20 protein-coding genes are annotated in these 21,882 nt (G+C 33.4%); 9 read left to right on the top strand and 11 right to left on the bottom strand.

Going from position 1 to position 21,882, the window contains the following annotated elements:
- Positions 1-449: 449 nt before the first annotated feature.
- On the top strand, positions 450-614 hold the full coding sequence (locus tag ACZIYX_RS18580; RefSeq protein ID WP_462683761.1) for a hypothetical protein: 165 nt from the start codon (positions 450-452) through the stop codon (positions 612-614).
- A 138-nt stretch (positions 615-752) separates the two neighbouring features.
- On the opposite strand, the gene ACZIYX_RS18575 is transcribed toward ACZIYX_RS18580, so the two are convergent.
- Complete coding sequence (locus ACZIYX_RS18575) at positions 753-932, bottom strand: hypothetical protein (protein ID WP_462683760.1); 180 nt, start codon at positions 930-932, stop codon at positions 753-755.
- A 262-nt stretch (positions 933-1,194) separates the two neighbouring features.
- Positions 1,195-2,922 (bottom strand): helix-turn-helix domain-containing protein, encoded by a 1,728-nt coding sequence (locus ACZIYX_RS18570; protein ID WP_462683759.1) that lies wholly within the window; start codon positions 2,920-2,922, stop codon positions 1,195-1,197.
- A gap of 115 nt (positions 2,923-3,037) precedes the next feature.
- Here ACZIYX_RS18570 and ACZIYX_RS18565 point away from each other — a divergent pair, with 115 nt between their 5' ends.
- Entirely contained in the window at positions 3,038-4,051 is a 1,014-nt protein-coding gene (locus ACZIYX_RS18565; RefSeq protein WP_462683758.1) for a threonine aldolase family protein, read from the top strand.
- Positions 4,052-4,133: 82 nt separating this feature from the next.
- Here the strand turns inward: ACZIYX_RS18565 and ACZIYX_RS18560 are convergent, their stop codons facing one another.
- Together ACZIYX_RS18560 and ACZIYX_RS18555 are read right to left on the bottom strand one after the other, a co-directional pair.
- Positions 4,134-4,454, bottom strand: coding sequence for a YegP family protein (locus ACZIYX_RS18560; RefSeq protein WP_462683757.1), 321 nt, complete (start codon positions 4,452-4,454; stop codon positions 4,134-4,136).
- Between the two features lie 223 nt (positions 4,455-4,677).
- Positions 4,678-5,001 carry a YbaB/EbfC family nucleoid-associated protein gene (locus ACZIYX_RS18555; protein ID WP_462683756.1) on the bottom strand — a complete coding sequence of 108 codons (324 nt, stop codon included), beginning with the start codon at positions 4,999-5,001 and terminating at the stop codon, positions 4,678-4,680.
- Positions 5,002-5,068: 67 nt separating this feature from the next.
- Between ACZIYX_RS18555 and ACZIYX_RS18550 the strand changes: the two genes are divergently transcribed.
- The 3 genes from ACZIYX_RS18550 (at position 5,069) to ACZIYX_RS18540 (ending at position 9,998) form a co-directional block, all read left to right on the top strand.
- The gene (locus tag ACZIYX_RS18550; protein WP_462683755.1) at positions 5,069-7,204 is read left to right on the top strand and encodes a S9 family peptidase; all 2,136 of its coding nucleotides are present in this window, start codon (positions 5,069-5,071) and stop codon (positions 7,202-7,204) included.
- A 91-nt stretch (positions 7,205-7,295) separates the two neighbouring features.
- Positions 7,296-8,336, top strand: a complete 1,041-nt coding sequence (locus tag ACZIYX_RS18545; protein WP_462683754.1) for a PLP-dependent cysteine synthase family protein — start codon at positions 7,296-7,298, stop codon at positions 8,334-8,336.
- A gap of 402 nt (positions 8,337-8,738) precedes the next feature.
- Entirely contained in the window at positions 8,739-9,998 is a 1,260-nt protein-coding gene (locus tag ACZIYX_RS18540) for an aminotransferase class I/II-fold pyridoxal phosphate-dependent enzyme (RefSeq protein WP_462683753.1), read from the top strand.
- Positions 9,999-10,158: 160 nt separating this feature from the next.
- On the opposite strand, the gene ggt is transcribed toward ACZIYX_RS18540, so the two are convergent.
- Together ggt and ACZIYX_RS18530 are read right to left on the bottom strand one after the other, a co-directional pair.
- Complete coding sequence (gene ggt, locus ACZIYX_RS18535) at positions 10,159-11,880, bottom strand: gamma-glutamyltransferase (protein ID WP_462683752.1); 1,722 nt, start codon at positions 11,878-11,880, stop codon at positions 10,159-10,161.
- Between the two features lie 168 nt (positions 11,881-12,048).
- Positions 12,049-12,633, bottom strand: coding sequence for an acyl carrier protein phosphodiesterase (locus tag ACZIYX_RS18530; protein ID WP_462683751.1), 585 nt, complete (start codon positions 12,631-12,633; stop codon positions 12,049-12,051).
- 139 nt (positions 12,634-12,772) lie between these two features.
- Between ACZIYX_RS18530 and ACZIYX_RS18525 the strand changes: the two genes are divergently transcribed.
- The 3 genes from ACZIYX_RS18525 to ACZIYX_RS18515 all read left to right on the top strand — a co-directional run bounded on the left by ACZIYX_RS18525 (position 12,773) and on the right by ACZIYX_RS18515 (position 15,794).
- Complete coding sequence (locus ACZIYX_RS18525; protein ID WP_462683750.1) at positions 12,773-13,630, top strand: SMP-30/gluconolactonase/LRE family protein; 858 nt, start codon at positions 12,773-12,775, stop codon at positions 13,628-13,630.
- 158 nt (positions 13,631-13,788) lie between these two features.
- Positions 13,789-15,180: a phosphoglucosamine mutase gene (gene glmM, locus ACZIYX_RS18520; protein ID WP_462683749.1), complete on the top strand. Its 1,392-nt coding sequence runs from the start codon at positions 13,789-13,791 to the stop codon at positions 15,178-15,180.
- A gap of 236 nt (positions 15,181-15,416) precedes the next feature.
- Entirely contained in the window at positions 15,417-15,794 is a 378-nt protein-coding gene (locus ACZIYX_RS18515; RefSeq protein WP_462683748.1) for a hypothetical protein, read from the top strand.
- Between the two features lie 54 nt (positions 15,795-15,848).
- Here ACZIYX_RS18515 and ACZIYX_RS18510 read toward each other — a convergent pair whose 3' ends face one another.
- The 4 genes from ACZIYX_RS18510 to ACZIYX_RS18495 form a co-directional block, all read right to left on the bottom strand.
- On the bottom strand, positions 15,849-16,793 hold the full coding sequence (locus tag ACZIYX_RS18510; RefSeq protein WP_462683747.1) for a hypothetical protein: 945 nt from the start codon (positions 16,791-16,793) through the stop codon (positions 15,849-15,851).
- A gap of 180 nt (positions 16,794-16,973) precedes the next feature.
- Positions 16,974-17,873, bottom strand: coding sequence for a lysophospholipid acyltransferase family protein (locus ACZIYX_RS18505; protein ID WP_462683746.1), 900 nt, complete (start codon positions 17,871-17,873; stop codon positions 16,974-16,976).
- Between the two features lie 63 nt (positions 17,874-17,936).
- Positions 17,937-18,836, bottom strand: a complete 900-nt coding sequence (locus ACZIYX_RS18500; RefSeq protein ID WP_462683745.1) for a lysophospholipid acyltransferase family protein — start codon at positions 18,834-18,836, stop codon at positions 17,937-17,939.
- Between the two features lie 91 nt (positions 18,837-18,927).
- The gene (locus tag ACZIYX_RS18495; protein ID WP_462683744.1) at positions 18,928-19,827 is read right to left on the bottom strand and encodes a lysophospholipid acyltransferase family protein; all 900 of its coding nucleotides are present in this window, start codon (positions 19,825-19,827) and stop codon (positions 18,928-18,930) included.
- A gap of 136 nt (positions 19,828-19,963) precedes the next feature.
- Between ACZIYX_RS18495 and ACZIYX_RS18490 the strand changes: the two genes are divergently transcribed.
- A complete protein-coding gene (locus tag ACZIYX_RS18490) occupies positions 19,964-20,614 on the top strand; it encodes a rhomboid family intramembrane serine protease (RefSeq protein WP_462683743.1) in 651 nt (216 codons plus the stop codon).
- A gap of 57 nt (positions 20,615-20,671) precedes the next feature.
- On the opposite strand, the gene ACZIYX_RS18485 is transcribed toward ACZIYX_RS18490, so the two are convergent.
- Complete coding sequence (locus tag ACZIYX_RS18485) at positions 20,672-21,808, bottom strand: redoxin domain-containing protein (RefSeq protein WP_462683742.1); 1,137 nt, start codon at positions 21,806-21,808, stop codon at positions 20,672-20,674.
- Between the last annotated feature and the right edge of the window lie 74 nt (positions 21,809-21,882).

Here is a 21,882-nt window from a genome sequence, read left to right as displayed (position 1 = left end):
ATAGATGAAAAAGAAATAATTTATTAGTGCTATTTCAAAGTTAAAATGGTATAAAACTAAGAAAATCATTGTATTTATGGTATCTCAAAGTTTCATCACGAAGTTCTATTGTATAATCCGGGTTTAAAAACAAAATCGAAATTCTGGAAAAACACTCGAAATTCTGGAATGTCCGTTACCAATTTTTGCATTACACTTCTAACTCTACCTATATTTGTTGATATCAAAGCATTTTGGTACTAAACAAGAAGCATTAAATAATTCGAAATACAGTTAAAAAAATAAACATGTGTTTAAAATAGAAGGAGTTTGTTTGTATGTGATTTTAAGAGAATAAAATTTATCGAATACGGATAAAAAAAATATATTAAAATATTGTTGCAACGATAGTCATAAATCTCATTTGACTTTAACTATTTGAGGTAAAATCATTTTAAATTTATTGTATAATGAAAAATTCAATTTTAAAAATAGAGGGAGTTCATACTATAAACAAAAATCAACAAAAAAGCATCCATGGGGGATTAGGTTTTGTTTCATTACTACTGTATAACAGATGTTGCGCAGGAAGTAGCCTGCCAGAATGCGCTGATATTCAGTGTGTAATGCAATAATGATTTGTTGTAAACCATTTTAAGAAAAGTAATTTTCTGCCTCTTTTTGAGGCTTATATAAAAAGTGGGAATGTTTATGTTTAAACAGTTCCCACTTTTTTTATTTATAAAAAACAAAATGTTTTAAGAGATAAATGATTATACATCTCTAGGAATACTTGTTGTACCATTCGTTACATTACAGGCACCATTGCAGGTTTTTATATTACCACTGGCAGTACCAAGTAAACTTCCTCCTGTGATCATTTTTAGGTTTAGTTTAGAAATTTCAATTTTTTTTAAGGCCAATTTTTTAAGTGTAATTGATTGCTTTTTCATTTATATAATTTTAAAAATGTAAAGCAAGATAACAAAAGTGGTTGTTTTGATATTTGAAAAACAAATCCGGTTACTCGAAATTCTAGAATTTCGAGTTGTTATTTTTTTTTGCAAATCAGAGGCAGTTTTTTTAAAACCGATAAAACTCTCTAATGCTTGCATCGGTGATTAAGAAAAAAGCTTGAAAATCTAAAATATTTAATCAAGCTAAAAATAAACGTTCTTCTGTTAAATGTTTTATTGGCTTGCTTTGAGCATTACTTTAATAGCTTTCTTTTTCAAGTTGTTTAATATAATAAGAAGGTTTGATCCCTATTTGTTTGTAAAAAGCATTAGAAAATGTTTCTGCGCTGTTATATCCTGTCTCATTAGCAATAGCTTTTATTGTAAATTTACGAAGAGTAATATTTTCTTTTAATTCTTTTATAGCATACGTTACACGTAATTCGTTTAAATAAGAAATAAAAGGTTTGTTTTTATAGTGATTTATGACCAAGGATAAATACTTAACATTGGTTTTTATATCATCTGCTAAGGATTGGGCACTTATATTAGGATCAAGATATTTTTGATTCTTTTCAAACTCTTCTAATTGATCTATGATATATCTAATGTGTTTTTCGGGTACATTTATTGTTTTGTCGGTAGGGGCAGGGATAATAATTTCTTCTTTTTGTGTAGTACTTATTTTAGAAACAGATTCGTATTTTGACATTAATTTCTCGAAACGTAGCCTGTACAACCGTTTTTTTTTATGCTGATAAAACAATATCGTTATAAGAGAGATTAACGCTGCAACTAATAGTAGTATGCTAGCGATATAAGTTCCAGTGTTTTTATTGAGTTTCTTTATCAAGACTTGTTGTTCTTCAAGTAAAAGAGGGATATCATACTCGTCTTTTATTTTTTTGTTTATAAGAAACTGATCTTTCAGATAATTATTAAGAACCCCATTTAGTTTATTTAAGTACTTGTTTTGATTTTGTAAGTCACCTTTACCCTTATAGTAATCTTTTATGTATTCATATATTTTGATATGTTTGTATTGAGGGACCGAGTGTAGGGTCTCTAAAATAGAATCCGTTTTTTTAAAATAAACAATCCCTTTTTCTTTATTCCCCAGGTCATTATAAGACTTTCCTAAATAAAAATAACAATCAATCGTATTCGATTTATCCCCGAACTCTAAAATATTTGGTAATGCTGTATTAATGCTATCTATTGCTATAGTGTATTTTTTTTTAGCATATTGATTGATACCTTCACAAAGAGTAAAATAGGTTTTCATAGAGTGTAAATCTTTATCTGTGTATTGTTGTGATTTATGATATCCAATTTTATTATAGTAGGTTGTGGAGTCATTTTTTTTAATATCTATATAAGTTTCAGCAATAGCATGCAAAGAGTATAAATAACTGAATTTATTGATGTAGTCATCTTTAGTATTATAGAATTCGGCACATTTTTTATAAATCAAAATAGCATCTTCTTTCTCATCCAAATGCTCACTTTTTACAATCCCCATCAAATAACTAATCTTATATAATAAATCTTCATTATTATTGGCTTTTGCAGAGCTATGCGCGTCAATTAAATTATTTAAAGTTTTTTGGATATTTCTTTCTTGATACAAAAAGTATTCTGCTTTGTCAAAATATGCATAAGCAAGGTGATTTGTGTTTTGGTAATTCTTGGCAATTGTAATGGCGCTATCCAAATATTTTATTTTCTCATTAGTTTTTATTTGATATGAACATAAAAGATATCCCTTTATAATATGCAGAGTATCTTTGTTTTCTTTAGACCTTTTTAGGTAAAAATGAGCAATTTTTTTTGCCACTATACTATCCGTATCAGAATATTGATTATAAAGATCATTAAGCTCTTTGTAGTTTCTTTTTTCTAATGATTCAAAATTATTTTGTGCTGTTAATAAAGCCGGGGTAAAAAGAAATTGTAGTAAAAAACAATATAAAAAAAACCTGTACATGATATTCTTTTTGAAGAAACATTTATTTAAGAGCAATGCTGTTGCTATTCGTAAAAATAGCATTATTTTTATTGGTTGAGTGAGTCAAATATAAATCATATTAGTATTGTAAAAAATGAAAATAGACCTTAGGAGCGATACGGTAACAAAACCTACATCGGCAATGCTTAATGCCATGATGAGTGCTGAAGTAGGAGACGATGTCTACAAAGAAGACCCTAGTGTGAACAAGCTGGAAGAAAAAATTGCTACTATGTTTGGTATGGAAAAAGCGTTGTTTTTTCCATCAGGGAGTATGGCAAACCAAGCAGCAATTAAGTTACATACGCAGCCTGGAGAGCAGTTGATTGCAGATAAATACGCTCATATATATAATTATGAAGGAGGAGGGGTTTCTTTTAATAGTGGCGTATCCTGTAAGTTGCTGGATGGCAATAGGGGTATGATTACCGCAGCACAAGTTGAAGAAGCTGTTAACCCCCCTGATTTTTATCACAGTCCATTAACAAGTTTGGTAAGTATAGAAAATACAACAAACAAAGGGGGAGGGGCATGTTATGAACTTACAGAAATTAAAAAAATAAAACAAGTTTGTGATCGTCACGGTTTAGGATACCATCTGGATGGAGCACGACTTTGGAATGCTCTGGTTGCAAAAGGAGAGACCGCTACAGAATATGGGGCAATTTTTGATACTATCTCGGTATGTTTAAGCAAAGGGTTGGGGGCACCTGTGGGGTCAGTTTTGATTGGTAATGCAAAAATCATGGAAAAAGCTATTCGGGTTAGAAAAGTTTTGGGCGGAGGGATGCGCCAGATTGGTTATATGGCAGCAGCAGGTTTATATGCTGTAGAAAATAATATAGACAGATTGGCCCAAGATCATAAAAGAGCCAGAGAAATAGGAGCCGTTGTAGCAAAATTACCTTTTGTAAAATGTGTAGAACCTATAGAGACTAACATTATAATATTTAGCATAGATGGAAACGAACAGGATTTTATAGCTAAAATGGCAGAAAAAAACGTTCATTTTTATGGAATGGGACAAGGCAAATTAAGATTTGTAACCCATTTAGATTATACAGAAGAAATGCATAAATATTTTTTGGAAATATTGACTATGCTTTAAAATAAAAAATGAGGTTGAATTATTCGCTTTTTAGCTTATAATTCACCCTCGTTTTACTATATATATAACACTTTAAAAAAAATTAAATTTCTTTGGTGTCAGAATCAGGAGCATTTTCTTTTACAGAATTTATGCCATTTTCCATTCCCGATTCAGAAGCATACATTTGACTGCTACCTATTACTTGACCATTACCAGCTTTTAGGTTAAAATAAAATTTACCGTTTTTAGCAGTTTTACGCTCATATTTACCATCTTCAGGTGCATTTTTCTTTACTGAAGCGATTCCGTTTTCTGCAGCAGACTTACTATTGTAAACCTCGCTGCTTAAAATAACTTGCCCGTTTTTAGCCTTTAAAGTAAAATGATAGCCAGACCCTTCTTTATTTTTGAGTTCAAACATAGTGTCAGATTTTTTAGTTAATTTTTTAGCTTTCGTTAAAATTATACAATTAAAAGGAAAAAGAAAAATGTATTGTAACTGAATATCATGTCTGACAAGTGTTTTTTATTGAAAAACTATAAGCAGCAAGCAGAAAAAAACTACTATGATTAATAATGTTTATCTACTTATCTCTATGTTTTTTTATTACTTAGCAAATACAGACAAGATATGTATAAAAAAATTACATAAACTTGTCTAACCCGGGGATATTTGGCATCCCTTCTTTTGCAACAGCAGCTAATTCGGTTTCGTTAATTTTTGAAGCTTTAGAAATAGCCTTGTTTAAGGTCAAAATTAGATAATCTTCTAATTGTTCTTTGTCTTCGAGCAGCGAATCGGCAATATCGATATTCTTTATTTCTCGATTAGCAGTAAGTGTAATTTTGAGCAAACCATCCTTACTATCTTCATCTATCAAAACAGTGTTTAACCTTTTTTTAGTTTCTTCTACCTTTTGTTGAGCCTCTTTTAATTTGCTCATCATTCCCATCATATCTCCAAACATATTTTTTTTTTAAAATTTATTAATACAAAATTAGTATTTTGGGTGTTAATAAACTAGAAAGATTATTATGAAAACCTCACATATTATATTCTTATTATCCCTTATTTTTGCAACTTCATGCAAAAAAAATACAATGAATACTTTGGAAACCAAAATCCAACCTCCTGTTGCAGATAAAAAACCTATAAATTTAGAAAAACATGATGATATTCGTGTAGACAATTATTTTTGGTTAAATGAACGTGAAAACCCCGAGGTAATAGACTATTTAGAGAGAGAGAATGATTATAATGAAAAAATGACGGCTCATACAAAGCAATTTCAAAAGTCCCTTTTTGAAGAAATGAAAAGCCGTATTAAAGAGGACGACTCTTCGGTACCATATAAACTAAATGGATATTGGTATTTAACCAGATTTGAAAAAGGAAAAGACTATCCTGTTTATTCTAGGAAAAAAGAAACTCTGGAAGCAGAAGAAGAAATTCTTTTTGATTGTAATAAAGAAGCAGAAGGACATAGCTATTACAGATTGGCAGGACTTAATATTAGTCCGGATAACAAACTAGCAGCATTTGGGGTAGATACAGTTAGCCGTCGTAATTATACCATACAAATAAAAAACATAGAAACGGGCGAAATATATCCGGAAGTTATAGAAACAACCACAGGAGGAAGTACTTGGGCTGCAGATAGTAAAACTTTGTTTTATACCAAAAAAGATGAAGAAACGCTACGTTCTAACAAGATTTACAGACATGTTTTGGGAACTTCCGTTTCTGAAGATGTAGAAGTTTATGATGAAACCGACGATACCTTTAATACCTTTGTGTATAAAACCAAGTCTAAAAAATACCTTGTAATTGGTTCTGGTAGTACATTAACCTCAGAATATAGAATTTTAAGAGCAGATAACCCAACAGGAGAGTTTAAAGTTTTTCAACCAAGAATCCGAGGGTTAGAATATGGGATTTCGCATTACAAAGATCATTTTTATGTATTGACCAATGCAGACGAAGCTACCAATTTTAAACTAATGAAGGTTTCTGAGGATAATACCGCCAAAGAAAATTGGAAAGATTTGATCCCACATAGAAAAAATGTTTTGTTGGAAGATATAGAAATCTTTAAAGATTATTTGGTAGTTAGTGAGCGGGATAATGGATTAAACAAAATTAATATTAAAAAATGGGACGGAACCGCAGATTATTATCTTCCTTTTGATAATGAAACCTATACAGCTTATGTAAGTACTAATCCCGATTTTGATACCAAAAGCCTCAGATATTCATATAATTCGCTTACCACTCCTAATTCTGTTATCGATTTTGATATGGAAACCAAGGAAAAAGAAATAAAAAAAGAGCAGGAAGTCCTTGGAGGAAAATATGATAAAAATAATTATGTATCCGAAAGAATATGGGCGACAGCAGATGACGGAACCAAGATCCCTATGTCACTGGTATATAAAAAAGGAATAAAAAAAGACGGCAACAATCCCTTGTTGCAATATGGGTATGGATCTTATGGTTCAACTATTGATCCGTATTTTTCTACCACCAGATTAAGCTTGTTGGACAGAGGGTTTATTTTTGCTATAGCACACATTCGTGGAAGCGAATACCTGGGACGATCCTGGTATGAAGATGGAAAACTCCTGAAGAAAAAAAATACATTTACAGACTTTATAGCATGTTCCAGATTTCTTATAGATCAAAAATATACTTCCCCTAAGCATTTATATGCAATGGGAGGATCTGCAGGAGGGCTGTTAATGGGAGCGATAGTAAACATGGCACCCCGATTGTATAACGGGGTAGTAGCAGCAGTACCATTTGTAGATGTTGTAACAACAATGCTTGATGATAGTATCCCCCTAACAACCGGAGAGTATGACGAATGGGGCAACCCAAACGAAGAGAAATATTATACCTACATGAAATCTTATTCTCCTTACGATAATGTCATAGCTCAGGATTATCCAAATATGCTTATAACTACTGGTTTGCATGATTCTCAAGTACAATATTGGGAGCCGGCAAAATGGGTGGCAAAACTAAGGGATCTAAAAACAGATACCAATTTATTATTATTGCATACCAATATGGAAGCAGGTCATGGAGGAGCTTCGGGTAGATTTGAAGCGCTTAAAGAAGTAGCCGAAGAATATGCCTTTTTATTAGATTTAGAAAGTATAAGAGAATAATTAAAAAAAATAGTGTAACTTCGTACCGTTTTTATAACAGTATGTGCGATTCCCTAGAATTTATCTGCGTACTCGTTAAAACAACAATTATATGAGAGAAGATATTAAGGCTTATAATAATGTTTTAGAGCTTATTGGCGATACACCGCTTATAAAATTAAACAGGATTATGAAAGACTTTCCGGGAAATTACTACGCAAAAGTAGAATCTTTTAATCCGGGACACTCTACCAAAGACAGGATAGCACTTTATATTATAGAAGAAGCCGAAAAAAAAGGGGTTCTTAAACCAGGAGATACTATTATAGAAACAACTAGCGGTAATACAGGCTTTAGCTTAGCTATGGTTAGTGTTATAAAAGGGTATGATTGTATTCTGGCAGTAAGCTCAAAATCTTCTAAAGATAAAATAGCAATGCTAAAAAATATGGGGGCCAAAGTGTACGTTTGCCCAGCTCATGTAAGCGCAGATGACCCAAGATCCTATTACCAGGTAGCAAAAAGACTTCATGAAGAAATAAAAGGTTCGGTTTATATAAACCAATATTTTAATGAATTAAATATTGATGCTCATTATAATTCTACAGGACCAGAAATATGGAAACAAACAAACGGTAAACTTACCCATTTTATAGCTTGTTGTGGAACAGGAGGTACTATATCTGGTACTGCCCGGTTTTTGAAAGAACAAAATTCTGAAATACGTGTTTTGGGAATTGATGCTTATGGATCTGTTTTAAAAAAATACCACGAATCCAGAGAATTTGATGAAAAAGAAATATACCCATACAGGATCGAAGGCTTAGGTAAAAATCTAATACCTACCGCAACAGACTTTGATGTTATAGATAAATTTGAAAAAGTAAGTGATGAAGATAGTGCCCATACAGCAAGAGAACTGGCAAAAAAAGAAGGCTTGTTCTTAGGATATACCAGTGGCGCTGCTTTACAAGGAATAAAACAATTGGCAGAACAAGGAGAGTTTGACGAAAATAGTAATGTTATTGTTATTCTTCCTGACCACGGATCAAGATATATGAGCAAAGTATTTAGTGATGACTGGATGACCGAACAAGGCTTTTTTGATAGTAAGAATGAAGTAGATGCTACTAAAATTCAGTTTATAAAATAAAAGCCGAGATAAAAATTAAAACTTTACAAAAAACGTCCCGAATATTTCGGGATGTTTTTTTTTGCAACAATAATAGCTTCGGCCCTGTGTTTTTACAATAAAAAAGAATGAGGAAGAATGAACAAAAATTCCAGCATATTTTTTTGGCTATTAAAGTTGTTTTAAATCCGTTTTATCCATGTTAAAGTTAAAATGATATCATGATCCACTTATACAAAAACAAAATATAACTTTTTTCAGACTTTGTAAGCTTAATTTGCTATTATAAATATCTTCTTATAGCTGCACACAAATAATTTTTTCAATAAAATAACACTTTCTAAAAGTGAATTTGAATATAATTATGCCATCAAATCAATTTTCCGTATTTTCGCACACTTATAAGAAACAATTTTTTGATAAATGAGAGATTTATTTGATAAAATTTATAAAGATAAAGGGCCATTAGGAAAATGGGCGGATCAAGCAGAGGGGTATTTTGTTTTTCCTAAGTTAGAAGGGCCTATATCAAATAGAATGCGGTTTCAAGGGAGAGAAGTTATTACCTGGAGTATCAATGACTATTTGGGATTAGCAAACATGAAAGAAGTTCGTAAGGTAGATGCAGAAGCAGCAGCAGCTTACGGCTCGGCATACCCTATGGGAGCTAGAATGATGAGTGGTCATACAGATTTGCATGAACAACTTCAAGATGAACTGGCACAGTTTGTCGATAAAGAGGCTGCATATTTATTGAATTTTGGTTACCAGGGCATGGTTTCTACTATAGACGCGTTGGTAAACAAGGATGATATTATTGTTTATGATGTTGATGCGCATGCATGTATAATCGATGGTGTTAGATTACATCAGGGACAACGTTATACCTATCGCCACAACGATATGGATAGTATCGATAAAAACCTGATGAGGGCTACAAAAATGGCAGAAAAAACAGGAGGCGGGATCTTGTTGATATCTGAAGGTGTCTTTGGTATGCGTGGTGAACAAGGAAAATTAAAAGAAATAGTAGCTTTAAAACAAAAATATAATTTTAGGTTATTTGTTGATGATGCACATGGGTTTGGAACACTTGGAGCTACCGGAGCAGGAACAGGAGAAGAACAAGGTATTCAAAACCAAATAGATGTATATTTTGCTACTTTTGCTAAATCTATGGCAAGTACAGGAGCATTTATAGCTGCGGATCAAGAAATCATTGATTATTTAAAGTACAACCTACGATCACAAATGTTTGCAAAATCGCTTCAGATGCAATTGGTAGTAGGAGCACTTAAGCGTTTGGATATGCTTAGGACAATGCCAGAGTTAAAAGCGAAGTTATGGGAGAATGTTAATGCATTACAAAATGGCTTAAGAGAACGAGGGTTTGATCTGGGTACTACGCAAAGTTGTGTAACGCCAGTGTACTTAAAAGGTAGTATACCCGAAGCTATGGCTTTGGTTAAAGACTTAAGAGAAAATCACGGGGTGTTTTGCTCTATTGTTGTATATCCTGTAATACCCAAAGGATTAATATTGTTAAGGTTAATCCCTACTGCATCACATACAATGCAGGATATAGAAGAAACTTTAAATGCATTTTCTGCTATACGAGAGCTTCTGGAAAATGGAACATACAAACGCATTTCTGCTTCTGTAGCCGAGGCTATGGGAGAATAAAAGGAACAGCGATTCCTTAAATAAAGGATGCGTTTTAAGATAATTTTAAAACCCGAAAGGTTACACTTTTCGGGTTTTTTGCCTTGAACTTCGATTTTTTCCTTTATAAATCTTTTATCCCATTTCATATTAATTTAGCTATACCATATTATAATCCGGGTTAAAAACCAACTGCCGTATCATCTCCTCTTTTATCGGCACCACCCTCTAGTCTGCCGTCGGGTAATACAAGAATACCATCTACTTTTCCTATAATTTCAGATTCTTTCTGGTTGATTTTATATCCTTTTTGTTTTAAGTTATCCATCAAGCTACTACTAAATGACTCTGGTTCGAACATTACCACATCTGGTAACCACTGGTGATGAAAACGGGGTGCATTAACCGCATCCTGCATAGTCATGTCAAATTCTTTTACATTCAGTATGGTTTGCAATACAGAGGTTATAATAGTAGACCCGCCCGGAGTACCTACAGACATCCATAGTTTTCCATCCTTTTCAACAATGGTAGGGGTCATAGAACTTAACATTCTTTTTTCCGGAGCAATGGCATTGGCTTCTGCACCAATTAGCCCAAACATATTAGGAGTACCGGGTTTTGCACTAAAATCATCCATTTCATTATTAAGAAAGGTACCAATTTCGGGAACATATAACTTAGAGCCATAGGCGCCGTTAAGGGTTATAGTTGCAGAAATAGCATTGCCAAAGGAATCTACAATAGAGTAGTGGGTAGTCTCGTCGCTTTCGTAACCAGAAATTATTCCGCAATTAATATCTGAGGACAAAGTAGCTTTATCAAAACTAAAATCCCTCATTCTATAGGTAAGATATTCTTTACTAATTAAAGTGTCTACAGGAATATTTACAAAGTCGGGATCCCCCAAATAAAAGCTACGGTCTGCATAAGCTCTTCTTTCTGCCTCTGTAATAACCTGGATAGCTTTAAGAGAGTTATGCCCATACTGTTTTAAGTTGTATGGTTCTATCATTTTCATAATTTGGGCAAGACATATACCGCCACTAGATGGGGGGGACATCGATATAACAGACAGCCCTTTATATTCAAAACGTACAGGATCACGCCATTTTACTTCATATTTGGACAGGTCTTCCATGGTCATTATTCCTCCTTTGGATTGTATTCGTTCCACTATTTTTTCCCCTGTCTCTCCCGTATAAAACTCAGAAGCCCCATTTTTAATAATGCGTTTCAGGGTTTCTGCCAGTTGTTTGTTTTTTATAGTGTCTCCTGCTTTATAATTTTTTGCAAAAAGAATAGTGTCTTGATTGACTTCCATAAACAACTCCTTGTATTCGTCAAATCGTTTTTTTTGCTTTTCCGTAATAACAAAACCTTTATTGGCTAATGCAACCACAGGATTTAAAATATCTTCGATAGGCAGAGAACCCAATTTTTCGTGTACAGCAAAGATTCCTGCAATAGTACCTGGTACGCCAATTGCCATAGCACCTAGCTGACTTTTTTTGGGTATTGGATTTCCGTTTTCATCCAGATACATATCTTTGGTTGCTGCCAACGGGGCTTTTTCTCTAAAATCTATGGCTCCCACATCTCCATTTGCTTTTCTGTATACCATAAAACCGCCACCTCCCAGACTTCCTGCAAATGGATATGTTACCGCAAGTGCCATTTCTGTACCAACCATAGCATCAAAGGCATTACCTCCTTTTTTAAGAATGTCTGCCCCAATTTTTGAAGCTTCTTCTCTGGCAGAAACTACCATTGCTTTTTGAGTAATAAGACCAGTAACAGGAGTAGTTTCTGTTTTCAATTCTGGTTTGGTATTGGTTTTACAAGAAAAGCTAAACGTTACTAAAAGTACGTAACATAAAGAGTATATAAAATTTATCTTCATCTGTTTAAAGTTTTATAAGCGATTGATTGTTCGTTTTTAATCCCTTATTGAGGGGGATTGCTTTCCTGAGGTTTGCCTCGAAAAACAATATATACAGAAACATGCATAGTGTTTTTTTTTCAATGTTATTGCGTTATGGTACTTAATTAAATGCCTGTTATGTACTTTTCATAGTAATCTTAGTTCATTTTTTACATATAGTTCCAGTTCTTCAAAAAAAGATTGAAACTCTTTGCCAAAATCCGTATAATACTCTTCGAGTTCTATAACCGCAAAATTCATTTTAGATCTGTTTTTTGTTCTTTGGTTCATTTGGTATAAAATGGTACCAATACCTTGTATAGATGCATAACTTAAAAGCCAGTTATCTTTAATCATGTAGGGCATAAAATTCTGAATTTTTTTAGGCAAAATCTCATAATACTCCTGTAGTAGTGTGTAGAACCCGGAAATGTACTCTTCTAAAGGAGTGTCTGAATACTCTTTCCAGTTAGCAGCCAAAAAATGGTCATACAGGATGTCTACAATAACAGTACTGTAATGACCATACTTGGGAAACAATCGGGATACACTTTTTTTTACAATAGGATGGCTATCTGTATAAGAGTCGATTTTACGATGCAAAGTAATTCCCTTTTGCACTTCATTTGGGTATTGCAGATATGCTTTGCCTTTAACAGAATCGGCAATAAAATTTCCTATAGTAAGTTCTGGATTCTCCCCAGAGAGATAAATATGGGCTAAAAAATTCATTGGGTTAAAATACGATTTTTTCAATAGTAATATCGATTAATTATAGTCGTTTGTGGGATTAAAGGTATCACTTGTAGAAAAACGTAAGGGGAACGATTAAAATCATTTAGTTTTGAGGATACACCCAAAAACTTAGACGATGAGATGTACTGTTTTTTTTCTTTCTTTTATTATTCTTGTTTTGTTTGCATCTTGCAAAAAAGAAATAACAAGTATAGATTTTACAAGCCCTGATACATTTACCAGTGGTATTGAAGGACCAGCAACAGATTCTAAGGGTAATATCTATGCGGTTAATTATCAAAAAGAAGGAACGGTAGGTAAAATTACTCCACAAGGAGAGCTATCCTTATTTTTAGAGCTGCCAAACGGAAGTATTGGAAACGGGATCAGGTTTGGAAAACAAGGCGAAATGTATATTGCAGATTATACCAACCACAATATTTTGGTGGTGGATATGCATACCCGAAAAATTTCGGTTTTTGCGCACCACCCAGATGCAAACCAACCCAATGATATTGCTGTTTCCCCATCAGGAATTATATATGCCAGCGATCCAAATTGGAAAAAAGGAACAGGTAATATTTGGAAAATAACCAAAAACAAAGGGTTCGAGAGACTAGAAAGTGATATGGGGACAACCAATGGGATAGAAGTAAGCCCCGATGGAAAAAAGTTGTATGTTAATGAATCTGTTCAACAAAAAATATGGGTATACGATATTCTGGATAACGGTAGTATAGCAAATAAAAAAATGTTCTATTCTTTTAAAGATTTTGGATTAGATGGTATGCGATGTGATAATAAAGGCAATCTGTATATATGCAGGTTTGATAAAGGTACGGTTGTGATATTGTCTCCGGAAGGTGAATTTTTAAAAGAAATAGAACTGAAGGGGAGTAAACCTACCAATATAACCTTTAGTAATGATTATACTGCTTTATATATAACAATGGCAGACAGAGGGTGCATAGAAAAGGTTGAAAATCAATTGTAATACACTATAAATGCTGTCTGCGATAGATTTCTGCTTTTGTGAATCCTTTATTCTTGAAAAATTATCATTGTTTTTTTGTAAACTTTAATCGTAAAGTTGTGGTACTCTGCAAGACCTTGTACATTTGTATCTATATCATACAATCAAAACAATAATACATGACATTAATAAAATCAATTTCGGGGATTAGAGGAACGATAGGAGGAACAGTAGGGGATAACCTTACACCTGTAGATGCAGTAAAATTTGCATCTGCTTATGGTAGTTGGTTAAAAAAGGAAACAAACAAAGAACACCCAACCGTAGTGGTAGGAAGGGATGCACGTATATCCGGATCTATGATCCAGCAACTGGTAATGAATGGTTTGGTAGGATTAGGGATACATGTAATAGATTTGGGCTTGTCTACAACTCCTACGGTAGAGATAGCCGTACCCTTAGAAAAAGCAGATGGTGGAATAATATTAACAGCAAGTCATAATCCAAAACAATGGAATGCTCTTAAGTTATTAAATAACAAAGGGGAGTTTTTAAATGCAGAAAACGGAAAAAAGATTCTGGATATAGCAGAAAATGATAGTTATGTTTTTGCAGAAGTAGATGATTTAGGAAGCATTACCGTTAATGATACATATATCGATAAACATATAGAAGAGGTTCTCAACCTGCCTTTGGTAAATGCTGAATTGGTAAAAAAATCAAGTTTTAAAGTGGTGGTAGATGCCGTTAATTCTACAGGAGGAATTGCAATTCCGGGACTATTAAAAAAAATGGGGGTAGAAGTAGTAGAATTATACTGCGAGCCAAACGGGCATTTTCCTCACAATCCGGAACCATTAAAAGAGCACCTTACAGATTTATCTGAATTAGTGGTTAAGGAAAAAGCAGATTTAGGAATTGTTGTAGATCCGGATGTAGACCGCCTTGCATTTATGAGCGAAGATGGAGAAATGTTTGGCGAAGAGTATACCTTGGTAGCTTGTGCAGATTTTGTATTAGGTAAAACACCTGGTAATACGGTTTCTAATTTATCTTCTAGCAGAGCATTACGGGATGTTACCCAAAAACATAACGGTACCTATCTTGCCAGCGCAGTGGGGGAAGTTAATGTGGTAGAGGTAATGAAAGCAAACAATGCCGTTATAGGAGGAGAAGGTAATGGGGGCATTATTTATCCAGAATCCCACTATGGAAGGGACTCTTTGGTAGGGGTTGCCCTGTTTTTAACACATTTGGCAGAAAAACAATGTACAGTAAGTGCTTTACGAAACAGCTATCCATCTTATTTTATGAGCAAGAATAAAATCCAGTTAACCCCGGATTTGGATGTAGATGCCATTTTAGAAGGTTTTCATAACAAATATGCTTCCGAAGAAGTATCTACTGTAGATGGTGTAAAAGTGGATTTTGAAGATTGTTGGGTACACTTACGTAAAAGTAATACAGAACCCATTATTCGTATTTATACAGAAGCTTTAAGTCAGCAACAAGCAGATCAATTGGCAGAAGATACTATTGCGACCCTAAAAAAGATAGCAGGGTTGTCCTAAGTTATAGGTTCGATAGGATATAAAGGAGCTTATAGGTACAAACGGGATGTGTAAAACTTTTTTATGCATCCCGTTTCTTTTTTAAGCTTTCCTGTATATGCCGTATATAATTTTGGCGCAGTTTTATTGTTTCCCGGTGGTTTTTTTATAGTTTCCGGATATGTTTATTCGCGTCCTTGCCCCATGTACACTCGTCCCGGCTGCCGGGAAGCGTAAAAATACTCCCGGGACGGGGTTTGTTACTTACGGGAAGCGTATTTATAGTGCCGGGACGGGGTTTACCACTTACGGGAAGGGTATCTATAGTGCCGGGACGGGGTTTGTTACTTACGGGAAGCGTATTTATAGTGCCGGGACGGGGTTTACCACTTACGGGAAGGGTATCTATAGTGCCGGGACGGGGTTTGTTACTTACGGGAAACGTATCTATAGTGCCGGGACAGGGTTTACCACTTACGGGAAGCGTATTTATAGTGCCGGGACGGGGTTTGTTACTTACGGGAAGCGTATTTATAGTGCCGGGACAGGGTTTACCACCTACGGGAAGAGGGAGGTATACTATATGTGATACCTTATTTTTGAAGCGTACTATTGTTGTTTATTTGCGAACATAAAAAAACCTCTTTTTGAATTTCCAAAAAGAGGTTTCTGTAAATTTTCAATTTTTTTTATAGGCCAGGAATAATAAATTTTTCCCAAGGACCTATTGCAGTACGATTGCAGGTCATAGGGCTGGTTCCATTTTCACTACTTACGTATCGGCCATTATTTCCTCTTAATGCATACGTGCTACCTCCTGTATTAACAAGAACAAATTCTTCCCAAGGGCCTATTGCAGTACGATTGCAAGTGATAGGACTGGCTCCATTTTCGCTACTTACATATCGGTTGTTGTTACCTCTTAATGCTACTTTACCACTGCTAAGGCTTATTAGGGTAAATTTTTCCCAAGGACCTAATGCTGTTCTGTTGCAGTTCATTGGCCCACTTCCGTTTTCTGAGCTAACATATTTACCATTGTTACCTTTTAAGTAAATTACTGTTGGTAATTGCGGAATGGTAAATTTTTCCCAAGGACCTATTACAGTACGATTACAGGTCATGGGGCTGGCTCCATTTTCACTACTTATGTACTTGCCATTGTTTCCTTTCAGGGCATAGGTGTTGCCTCCTGTACTTACCAAAATGAATTGTTCCCAAGGACCTATCGCTGTTCTGTTACAGGTTATTGCTCCAACCCCGTTTTCACTGCTCACATATCTGCCATTATTTCCTAGGAGTGCTACCTTACCATTGCTTAACCTAAATAAACTAAATTTTTCCCAAGGTCCTATTGCAGTACGATTACAAGTCATAGGGCTGGCTCCATTTTCACTACTTACATATCGATTGTTATTTCCTTTAAGGGTAATAACATTAGGGGATCGGAAAGATAGATTTTCTGCATCTGTTATTACATTCGTTATCTCAGAGGCATTTTTTTCTAATAATAACTCATTTTGTTTATCCTCTTGCTCTTCGATTTCTGACATTTCAGATTCACAAGAAAATAAAGTAGCACATAATACCATGATCAACAGGTATAGTTTTGTGTTGTTAAAATAATTTTTCATGATTTTTTATTTAAATTGGTTTCTTAAAATTATAAAAAAATCAATCGTGAGTATTTTAAAAAATCTTTAAATTAATGATGTAAATAGTTAATTTTCAGTATGCTTAAATAATATAGATTTGATTGTTAATGGCTGTTTAAAAACAGTTTTTTTGTTTTTAGGAAAGGTTTTTTACATCTATCAATCTATTACAGCCCCTTCAGGAGGTGTGGCATTTCTGTGTTTCCATCGTTTATGAGTCCATAAATAATATTGTGGTTTTTCTCGTATTTGACTTTCCAGTAGTTGTAAGTATTTTTTTATTACAAAATATTTATCCTCGGTATTGCTGTTTTCTGTAATAGGAATAAACCGTACCTCATAATGCCCTCTTTTTACTTTTTCTACATGAAGATACAGGACAATAAGATCTAATCGTTGTGCTAAAAATTCTCCGCCTAAAAAAATTGGCACCTTGGTCCCCATAAAATCAGTCCAGTATTTACCATTCATAAGGCGCGGGGATTGGTCAGAGATCATGCCATACGAGCAAATAGTACCATCTTGCTTATCTTTTATGATTTGTCTGGCAACTTTATTACTTGCGATAAGTCTGGAGTTAAACCGTCCTCGTATGCGGTGCGCAAGGCGGTCAAAATATTTGTTTTCTATAGGTTTATAGATTCCTACACAGGGGTTTATAGATACCAGATCTACAGCATTAGACCATTCAAAGCTTCCATAATGCCCCATTAGAGTGATTATATTTTTATTTTTTCTTTCACATTCATGAAACTCTTCAAGATTAACGACTTTATATCGTTTTATCAATTCTTCTCTGGAGATAGTTAAGGATTTTGTCATTTCAAGAAACATATCGCACATGTGTTTGTAAAACAGCTTTCGTATGTGTTTAATTTCTTTGTCAGATTTTTCAGGAAAAGCCAGTTTTAGGTTTTCGGTAACTGTTTTTCTTCGATATCTTAAAATATAATATACCAATAGGTAGATACAGGTAGAAAAGAAATAAAATATTCGCCAGGGCAGTATAGAGATTCCTAAAATAATAGGGTAAACAAGTCTGTAGATAAGTAATTGCATAGCTGGAGTAGTTAAAAACGGGTAAAGGTACGTTTATTTTATAGGATTAAATGAATATAGCTTTTAATCTATGGTAGCATCTTCTGGAATTGGGGCATTACGATGTTTCCATCGTTTATGGGACCATAAATAATATTCTGGGTTGTTATGTATTTGATTTTCTAATAATTGGATATATTTTTTAATAATGAAGTAGTCTTTACAATTTTCGGGATCTTCGGTAAGAGTAACAAGTTTAGCTTCGTAATATCCTCTTTTTACTTTTTCGACTTGTAAATAATATGCATTTAATCCCAAACGTTTTGATAAAACTTCGGCACCTAAAAATGCGGGTATTTTTATCCCCATAAAATCGGTCCAATATGTTGCTTTATTTATTTTTGGGGACTGGTCTGAAACCAATGCATACATATACAAGCCATTGTTTAATTGATCTTCTGTAATAACTTTCATAGCTTCTTTGGTAGTAACTATTCTGGAACCAAACCGAGCACGTATTTGTTGTACCAACCGGTCAAAATATTTATTTCCAATTTGTTTATATATCCCAACTGCCTGAAAATTTGTTTGGATATCTACTACATTTGCCCACTCATAGCTTGCATAATGGGCCATAAATACAATTATATTTTCTCCTTTTGCTTCTAGTTCGTGTAGTTTTTCGAGGTTAAGAACTTTAAAACGTTGCTTCATTTCTTCGTTGGAGATAGAAATGGATCTGATCATTTCCAAAAACATATCACAGATATGCTTATAGAAGTTTCTTCTTATTTTATAGATTTCCGTATGTTTTTTGTGGGGGAAAACTAATTTAAGATTTTGTGTTACTGTTTTTCTTCGGTATCTCACTATATAGTAGACCAGAAAGAAAATTACTGTAGAAAATATATAAAAAAACCTCCAGGGCAATTTTGAAATTAGCCATAAAATAGGATATACTAATTTATAGAGGATGAACTGCATGATTTTAAAGGTTTGATATACGAAAATAAAAGTATTTTGTTAAATCAAACCTTTAAAAGTTAAAAAAATCTAAAATTTTATAGATCTGTTTTTAATCGATGATAGCTCCTTTGGGTTTTTTTGCATTATGATGCTTCCATCTTCTGTGGGTCCAGAGGTAATACTCTGGTTTATTATAAATTTGTTCTTCTAGTAAGCCCAGGTATTTTCTGGAGATATAGTGATCTTCACAGTTTTTTGGAGTATCTGTAATTTTTATAAATTTAGCTTGATAATATCCGCGTTTTATTTTTTCAACTTGTAAATACATAACGGGCAGATCTAATCTTTGTGCCAATACTTCGCCTCCTGTAATTACAGGTACTTTAATATTCATAAAATTAGTCCAGTACAAAGCATTTTTTAGTTTAGGGGATTGATCAGATAGTAAACCATAGGCACATATTTTACCGTTTACTTTGTCTCGGGTAATTTCTTTAATAACATTACGGTGTTTGATTAACCTTGTGTCAAATCTTCCTCTGATTTTATGGGCCAACCGATCAAAATATTTGTTTTTAATTTCTTTATACACTCCTACAATAGGAAAATCTAATACAAACTGAGCTGCAATTGCCCATTCATAACTGGCATAATGCCCCATAAGTACTATTATACTTTTGTTTTTGGATTGTAGTTCTTTAAACGTTTGTGGTTCGATTATGGTAAATCTTTTCATCATTTCTTTTTTTGAAATAGACAGACTTTTGATCATTTCCATAAACATATCACACAGATGTTTGTAAAATTTTTTCCGAATTTGGATGATCTCTTTAGTAGATTTTTCAGGAAAAACTAAAATCAGGTTTTTGGTAACTACTTTTTTTCTATATCGTATTATATAGTATAAAAGGATATAAATTCCAGAAGAGAAAATATACAATATACGAAAGGGAAACTTTGATATTATCCATAGTATAGGATACACAAAACAGTATACTAAAAAATGCATTAAAACTAAATTAAAAGGTACAAATATAGAAGTGTTGCATCTTTTTTTTCATAAAATTTTCCTAATTAAGAAAGCCTTTTAGTTAAGGTTTTTTGAGCTTAAAATATATGCTATATTTGACAAAAATTATAAAAACATGGGAGGATTGGATATCGTTGTTATATTGATAATTGCGGCTAATGTAATATTGTCATTAAAGGGATTTAATGATTTTTCTTTTTTTGAAAAGTATAAATTTAATATCGGGGGCATACGAAGAGGAGAGCAAATACGAATGTTAACTTCGGGCTTTTTGCATGTAGATACAATGCATTTGTTTTTTAATATGCTAACGCTCTATTTTTTTGCTCCCGTAGTGGTTGGCTTTTTAGGGAATATAAAATTTTTGATAATTTATTTTAGCAGTTTATTTGCGGGTAATTTACTCTCTTTGTTTTTTCATAAAGATGAGTATCATTATAGCGCAGTGGGGGCTAGTGGAGCTGTTTCTGGGATAATATATGCGGGTATTTTATTTAGGCCGGATATGAGTTTGCATTTAATGTTTATCCCTATACCGATTCCTGCTTATATATTTGGTATAGGATACCTTTTATACTCTATTTTTGGAATGAAAAATCAAATTGGTAACATTGGGCATGATGCTCATTTTGGTGGCGCTGTAGGAGGATATGTGGTGACTTTGATAATGGCGCCCTGGTTATTTCAGGAAAACCTTTTGATGATAGGTATTTTGGCAATCCCTATACTTGTTCTTTTTGTTTTACAAAGGTTAGGGAAATTATAAAGCATAAAAAAAAGGATCTTTTAAAGATCCTTTTTTTTATGTGTTACTTAATCTTATTTATAAAGATTTTTGTTCTAACAGTTCTGCTATTTTTTGTTCCAGAGCAGGACCTCTAAGGTTTTTTGCTATAATATTTCCTTTTTCGTCCAGGATAAAAGTTGCAGGGATTGATCTTACTCCATAGGCTATTGCAATTGGATCTTGCCAAAATTGTAAGTTAGAAACATGGTTCCAATCCAGATTATCATCTGCGATAGCTTGTGTCCAGGCATCTTGCTTTTTGTCAAGGGATACCCCTATTATATTAAGTCCTTTTTTATGGTATTTATTATATACTTTTACCACATTTGGGTTTTCTATTCTACATGGTTTACACCAGGATGCCCAAAAGTCAATTATAGTAACTTTACCCATACTTTCTTTTAAAGACAATACTTTGCCGTTGGGAGCTGGAGCAGAAAAATCTTCGGCAGGAGAACCAATATCTATATTTTTTTGAGTGGCCACGGTAATAGCACTATTAATAAGGAGTTCTAAATTTTTACCTAATCTTGAAGTTTTAAGACTATCATTAATGGTGCTAAGTTTAGTTTTAGCTTCTTGGGGCGTTACTATTTTTAGGTTTAACAGATCCGTTAATGCCATAATAGATACCAAAGAATTGGAATGCTTATCTGCCAGATCTTTTCTAAATTGATTTTCTTTTTTTACCAATTCTTCTCTTTTGGCAGAAATTTGCAAAACTTTGTCTGTTTCTCCCAGTTTTGAAGAAACATGATGCTGGTTGCTTAGTTTTGCTTTTTCTTCGTTGTATTTGTTCAAGGTATTTACGTAAGTAGAAAACAAATTGTTTTCTGTACCTCCTTCAATAACAGAGGATCGCATACTATCCTTATAAATTGTTATTTTAATGGGGTTGTTTTCAGCCAAAAACAAAACATTTCCTCTAATGTCTTTAAAAGTTAAATAGTTAAAATCATTACTTTCCGGGGTGGGTAATGCTATTTCAAATTTTTCGTTTTGGATAGTAGTAGAATCAATAATTATTGGTCTGCTGGATTGGCTTATAGCATTTACATATACTACGGTCCCATTTTCAAAACCAGCTGCATTTGCAGTAATACTATAACCTTTTTGGTCTTTTTGACAAGCTATAACCAGTAAAGTTGTAGCTATCAATGCAATTTTTTTCATTTGTATATTTTTTTTAAATGCAACAAAACATTTTGTACATCAATCACGTAAAAATAGTGAAAAACCAAAGCTGA

This window comes from Aquimarina sp. (genome assembly GCF_977115655.1).
Note: the sequence above shows the minus strand (reverse complement) of the source record. Positions and strands in the feature narration are given on the sequence as shown.

Bases quoted from the DNA above. Each gene is read 5' to 3' on its own strand.
- ACZIYX_RS18495 (WP_462683744.1), bottom strand. From the start codon at position 19,827: ATGCATTTTTTAGTATACTGTTTTGTGTATCCTATACTATGGATAATA.
- ACZIYX_RS18580 (WP_462683761.1), top strand. From the start codon at position 450: ATGAAAAATTCAATTTTAAAAATAGAGGGAGTTCATACTATAAACAAA.
- ACZIYX_RS18570 (WP_462683759.1), bottom strand. From the start codon at position 2,922: ATGTACAGGTTTTTTTTATATTGTTTTTTACTACAATTTCTTTTTACC.
- ACZIYX_RS18505 (WP_462683746.1), bottom strand. From the start codon at position 17,873: ATGCAATTACTTATCTACAGACTTGTTTACCCTATTATTTTAGGAATC.
- glmM (WP_462683749.1), top strand. From the start codon at position 13,789: ATGACATTAATAAAATCAATTTCGGGGATTAGAGGAACGATAGGAGGA.
- ACZIYX_RS18550 (WP_462683755.1), top strand. From the start codon at position 5,069: ATGAAAACCTCACATATTATATTCTTATTATCCCTTATTTTTGCAACT.
- ACZIYX_RS18555 (WP_462683756.1), bottom strand. From the start codon at position 5,001: ATGTTTGGAGATATGATGGGAATGATGAGCAAATTAAAAGAGGCTCAA.
- ACZIYX_RS18540 (WP_462683753.1), top strand. From the start codon at position 8,739: ATGAGAGATTTATTTGATAAAATTTATAAAGATAAAGGGCCATTAGGA.
- ACZIYX_RS18565 (WP_462683758.1), top strand. From the start codon at position 3,038: ATGAAAATAGACCTTAGGAGCGATACGGTAACAAAACCTACATCGGCA.
- ggt (WP_462683752.1), bottom strand. From the start codon at position 11,880: ATGAAGATAAATTTTATATACTCTTTATGTTACGTACTTTTAGTAACG.
- ACZIYX_RS18530 (WP_462683751.1), bottom strand. From the start codon at position 12,633: ATGAATTTTTTAGCCCATATTTATCTCTCTGGGGAGAATCCAGAACTT.
- ACZIYX_RS18500 (WP_462683745.1), bottom strand. From the start codon at position 18,836: ATGCAGTTCATCCTCTATAAATTAGTATATCCTATTTTATGGCTAATT.
- ACZIYX_RS18525 (WP_462683750.1), top strand. From the start codon at position 12,773: ATGAGATGTACTGTTTTTTTTCTTTCTTTTATTATTCTTGTTTTGTTT.
- ACZIYX_RS18490 (WP_462683743.1), top strand. From the start codon at position 19,964: ATGGGAGGATTGGATATCGTTGTTATATTGATAATTGCGGCTAATGTA.
- ACZIYX_RS18575 (WP_462683760.1), bottom strand. From the start codon at position 932: ATGAAAAAGCAATCAATTACACTTAAAAAATTGGCCTTAAAAAAAATT.
- ACZIYX_RS18560 (WP_462683757.1), bottom strand. From the start codon at position 4,454: ATGTTTGAACTCAAAAATAAAGAAGGGTCTGGCTATCATTTTACTTTA.
- ACZIYX_RS18485 (WP_462683742.1), bottom strand. From the start codon at position 21,808: ATGAAAAAAATTGCATTGATAGCTACAACTTTACTGGTTATAGCTTGT.
- ACZIYX_RS18545 (WP_462683754.1), top strand. From the start codon at position 7,296: ATGAGAGAAGATATTAAGGCTTATAATAATGTTTTAGAGCTTATTGGC.
- ACZIYX_RS18510 (WP_462683747.1), bottom strand. From the start codon at position 16,793: ATGAAAAATTATTTTAACAACACAAAACTATACCTGTTGATCATGGTA.